The sequence below is a fragment of the Kitasatospora sp. NPDC059577 genome (genome assembly GCF_042735475.1).
Taxonomy (GTDB): Bacteria; Actinomycetota; Actinomycetes; order Streptomycetales; family Streptomycetaceae; genus Kitasatospora.
Genome location: NZ_JBHWBZ010000054.1, coordinates 63,576 through 68,217, shown reverse-complemented (window position 1 = coordinate 68,217; position 4,642 = coordinate 63,576). Strand labels below are relative to the sequence as shown.

Genomic DNA, 4,642 nt, shown 5'->3' with positions numbered 1-4,642 from the left:
CCCGGGGGCGCCCGCGCTCGCGGGTGGCGACCCCCGACCCGTGCGGAGGCAGGAGGATTAGTCTGGCTGTGGGCCGCCGGCGGCTTCCAGCTTCCCGGGGGGGCCCCCCGTCGCGCTTGGCTTAGCGACCACCGCCACATAGTGTCAGTGGCTGTTGACCGCCCGGATCGGCCGCAGCGCCGGGGCCCGGGCAGAGCAGACAGGCGAATCGGCGAGGCAATGACGCAAGCGGCGCTCACGCACCCCCCGGTGGCCCCGGCCCCCGTCGACCCCGCACCGGCTTCGCGCGGCGGCCCGGTCCGCTGGGCGGCCGACCGCTCCGGCTGGCTCGGGCCGATCGGCGTCGCGCTCTTCGCGGGCCTGCTGCGGTTCTGGAACCTCGGCTACCCCAACGCCTTCGTCTTCGACGAGACGTACTACCCCAAGGACGCCTGGTCGCTGCTCCGGCAGGGCTACGAGGGCACCTGGCCGGACCACGCCAACGCCGACATCCTGGCCGTCCCGCAGTCCGTCCCGCTGACCTCCGCGCCCGAGTTCATCGCGCACCCGCCGCTCGGCAAATGGGTGATGGCGATCGGCGAGCAGCTGTTCGGCCTGCACCCCTTCGGCTGGCGGTTCATGACCGCCCTGCTCGGCACCGTCACCGTGCTGATGCTGGCCCGGATCGGCCGCCGGCTCTTCGGCTCCACCCTGATCGGCTGCACCGCCGCACTGCTGATGTCGGTGGACGGCCTGCAACTGGTGATGAGCCGGGTCGGGCTGCTCGACGGCATCCAGATGTTCTTCGTGCTCGGCTCCTTCGGCGCCCTGCTGATCGACCGCGACCACGCCCGCGCCCGGCTGGCAGCCGTGGCCGGGACCGGCGGTGACGCCGACCGGGTGGGGCTCGGGTGGCGTCCCTGGCGGATCGCCGCCGGGGTGCTGATCGGTGCCGCCTGCGCGGTCAAGTGGAACGGCGCGCCGATCCTGGCCGCCTTCGGTGTCCTGACCGTGCTGTGGGACCAGGCCGGCCGCCGGGGCGCCGGAGCCCGCCGCCCCTGGCGGTCCATGCTGCGGCTGGACGCCGGACCGGCCCTCCTGGCCATGGTCGGCTCCGCCCTGGTGGTGTACGTCGGTGCCTGGGGCGGCTGGCTGCTCGGCGGCGGGAACGGCGGCGGGTACGACCGGCACTGGGCGGACGGCCGCGCCGGGCTGTCCCCGGACAGCTTCCTGGGCGTCCCGCTGCCGCAGGTGTCGATGAGCTGGGTGCCCGCGCCGCTGCGCAGTCTGTGGCACTACCACTCGCAGATGTACGACTTCAACACCGGCCTGAGCACCCCGCACACCTACCAGTCCAACCCCTTCGCCTGGCTGGTCGACGGCCGCCCGGTCTCGATGTACTGGGAGCAGGTCCCCGTCGGCAGCCGCGGCTGCACCTCCTCCGGGGGCTGCGCGGCGCAGATCCTCGGCCTGGGCACGCCGTTCCTGTGGTGGGCGGCCTGCTTCGCGCTGATCTACCTGCTGTGGCGCTGGTTCTTCCGGCGGGACTGGCGCTCGGGCGCGGTGCTGTGCGCGGTGGCCGGGATCTACCTGCCCTGGTTCCGGTACCAGGAGCGGACGATCTTCTCCTTCTACATGGTCGTGCTGGTGCCGTTCCTGTGCCTGGCCGTCGCCCAGATGCTCGGGGCGATGCTCGGCCCGCCCGGCTGCAGCCGCGAGCGCCGCCGGATCGGCGCGATCGGCGCCGGGGCGGTCGTGCTGGCGATCGTCGGCTGCTTCGCCTTCTTCTACCCGCTGTACACGGCGGAGGTGATCCCGATGTCGTCCTGGCAGGACCGGATGTGGTTCACCAGCTGGATCTGATGGTCCTTGCGGCGTCCGGCGGCGGCCAGCTGCTGCCGGTCACCCCGGTGCTCGGGGTGGTCACCGCCGTGCTGTTGGCGGCCGCCGTCGTGGTGGCCGGCAAGGGCCTGCTCGGCCACGGGCACGCGGTGCTGCGGGCCGGGCTGCGGGCGGTGGTGCAGCTGGCGGCGGTCGCCGCCGTGATCACCTGGGTGGTCGGCTCGCTCTGGTGGTCCGCGCTGTTCGTGCTGGTGATGTTCTCGGTCGCGGTGCGCACCGCCGGGCGGCGGATGACCCCGGGGCCCGGCTGGGTCTGGGCGGCCGCGCCGATCGGGGCCGGGGTGCTGCCGGTGCTCACCCTGCTGCTGGCCGTCGGGCTGCTGCCGCCGAAGGGCCTGTCCGTCATCCCGGTCGCGGGCATCCTGATCGGTGGCGCGCTCAGCGCGACCTCGCTGGCCGGGCGACGCGCCCTGGACGAGCTGCGGCAGCGGCGCGGCGAGGTGGAGGCGGCGCTGGCGCTGGGCTTCGAGGAGCGTGAGGCACGGCTGGAGATCTGCCGGACGGCCGCTGCGACCTCGCTCGTCCCGGCCCTGGACCAGACCCGTACGGTCGGGCTGGTCACCCTGCCGGGGGCCTTCGTCGGGATGCTGCTCGGCGGGGCGTCGCCCGTCCAGGCGGGCGCGGTGCAGCTGTTCGTGCTGGTCGGGTTGCTGGCGGTGGAGTCGGTGGCGATCGTGGTGGTCCTGGAACTGGTCGGCCGGGGCCGGGTGGTGGCGGGGGCGCCGGGCGACGCCCGATGACGGCCGGGGTCGCGGGCCCGGGCGCCGACGGCGTCGGGGCGCCGGGCGGCGTCGGGTAGGCTGGGGGCGTTGAAGGGGAGTAGCCCTCCACCGGACCGTCGACATACTGGCCCCCAGGGGCCCGGCGCCCGGGGCACCGCTCGCAGAGCGTTGCCGGCGAGACCTTCGGCCGCAGTGCTGTGACCATGACCAGTGCTGTCGGGCCGAAGCGTCCCCTGGCGGAGCTGCGGAGGCCGGGCAGCCGGACCGAGGAATCCCTTGATGAGTTTCACCGTCGCCGTGTTGACCTTCGGCATCATCTTCCTGGCCGAACTGCCGGACAAGACCGCGCTGGCCAGCCTGGTGCTCGGTACCAAGTACCGCGCGAGCTACGTCTTCGCCGGCATCGCCGCCGCCTTCGCCCTCCAGGTGGGCATCGCGCTCGTCGCCGGGCACCTGCTGTCGCTGCTGCCGCACCGCTGGGTGGAGGGCGTCACCGGCCTGCTCTTCCTGGTCGGCGCGGCGATGCTGCTGTTCCACGGCGGCGGGGACGAGGACGAGCACGCGGCCAAGGAGCCGTCCTCGAACAGCTTCTGGAAGGTGGCCGGGGCCGGCTTCGTGGTCGTCGCGATCGCCGAGTTCGGCGACCTGACCCAGATCATGACCGCCAACCTGGCCGCCAAGTACGCCGATCCGCTGGCCGTGGGCCTCGGTTCCTGGCTGGCGCTCTGCGCGGTCGGCGGGATCGCCATCGTGGGCGGGCAGAAGCTGCTCAAGTACGTGCCGATGAAGCTGATCATCCGGGTGGCGGCGTCGATCATGGTGGTGCTGGCGGGCGTCAGCCTCTTCGGGGCGATCACCGGCTGACGGCGGCCCCGGTGGCCCCGGCCACCTCGGCCGGCCGAACCCCGGCCGGCCGACGGGCGGCGTCCGCTGACCGGCGGGCGCCGCCCTTCCGCGTGCCCGGGGTCAGCAGCCGGGATCGGCGGTGAGGACGGACTGGGTCTTGGGACCGTAGACGTTGTTCTCGCCCTTGATGTGGTTCTGGCGCTGGTAGTCGCCGAGCACCGACTGGGTCCAGTAGTCGAAGGTGCCGGTGACGATCGACTTGTCGACGAATCCGCATTCGGCCGTGTACAGGCGCTGCTGCATGTCCTTGACATCGGCCCCGGTCATCCCCAGCTTCAGCAGCCGCGGGGTGGGCGTCGGCGTCGGCGTGGGGGTCGGCGTCGGGGTGGGGGTCGGTGTCGGCGTCGGGGTGGGCGTGGGCGTCGGCGTGGGGGTCGGCGTCGGGGTGGCGGTCTTCGACGGCGTCGGCTTGCGGGTCGCCGTCGCCGACGGGCTCGGCGCCTCGCTGGTCGAGGCCGACGCGGTCGTCGTGGGCACCGCCGCCGGGGTCGGGTCCACCGGCGCGGGCGCCAGGGTGGTGGTCGGCAGGGGCTGCGCCTGCTTGGCGTCCGGCTCGGAGGGCGTCACGGCGTACGCGACGCCGATGGTGAGCGCCACCAGGGCGGCGCCGACCCCGACCAGCAGACCCTTGCGCTCGGTCAGCGGGCTCCCGGTGCCCTGCTCGGCCGCCCGGCGGGCGGCCCGGCCGCCGCCCGTCCCCGGCTCGGGCCCGGTCGGGGCGTTGTCGAAGGGGAAGAGGCCGATCTCGCCCCCGCCACCGTCCCCGGCCGGCGAGCGCGGCGGCGCGGCCGCGTACGCGCCGGGCCCGGAGGGCGGCACCGGCGGCAGCACCGTGGTGGCGTAGGCGTCGGCGTCCGGCCCCAGCGGGGGCTGCCCCGGGAGGACGGGCGGCAGCACCGTGGTCGCGTAGGCGTCCGCGTCCGGCCCGAGCGGCGGGGTGACCGGCGCGCCGGCGGCGAAGGGCGGCCCGGGGGCGAACGGCCCGCCGGGGGCGACCGGCGGCAGCACGGTGGTCGCGAACGGGTCCAGCGGCGGCGCGTGGGCCCGCCGCGCCGCCGCCCCCCGGGCCGCGGGCGGCGGGTCGGACGGGGGCCCCACCGGCGGGGCCGCCCGGTGGGGGGGGGCGGCCGGCG

At 75.1% G+C, this 4,642-nt stretch carries 3 protein-coding genes and 1 pseudogene; 3 read left to right on the top strand and 1 reads right to left on the bottom strand.

The annotated features are described in order from the left end of the window. Nucleotides 1-219 precede the first annotated feature (219 nt). The 3 genes from ACFV0O_RS31680 to ACFV0O_RS31670 all read left to right on the top strand — a co-directional run bounded on the left by ACFV0O_RS31680 (nt 220) and on the right by ACFV0O_RS31670 (nt 3,467). Entirely contained in the window at nt 220-1,842 is a 1,623-nt protein-coding gene (locus tag ACFV0O_RS31680) for a dolichyl-phosphate-mannose--protein mannosyltransferase (protein WP_380347194.1), read from the top strand. After that, entirely contained in the window at nt 1,842-2,621 is a 780-nt protein-coding gene (locus ACFV0O_RS31675) for an ABC transporter permease (RefSeq protein ID WP_380347199.1), read from the top strand. Before ACFV0O_RS31680 ends, ACFV0O_RS31675 begins: the two co-directional genes overlap by 1 nt. 258 nt (nt 2,622-2,879) lie before the next feature. Then, nucleotides 2,880-3,467 (top strand): TMEM165/GDT1 family protein, encoded by a 588-nt coding sequence (locus tag ACFV0O_RS31670; protein ID WP_360249494.1) that lies wholly within the window; start codon nt 2,880-2,882, stop codon nt 3,465-3,467. Between the two features lie 102 nt (nt 3,468-3,569). Here the strand turns inward: ACFV0O_RS31670 and ACFV0O_RS31665 are convergent. Continuing rightward, nucleotides 3,570-4,642, bottom strand: a pseudogene (locus ACFV0O_RS31665) (hypothetical protein); the annotation flags it as partial.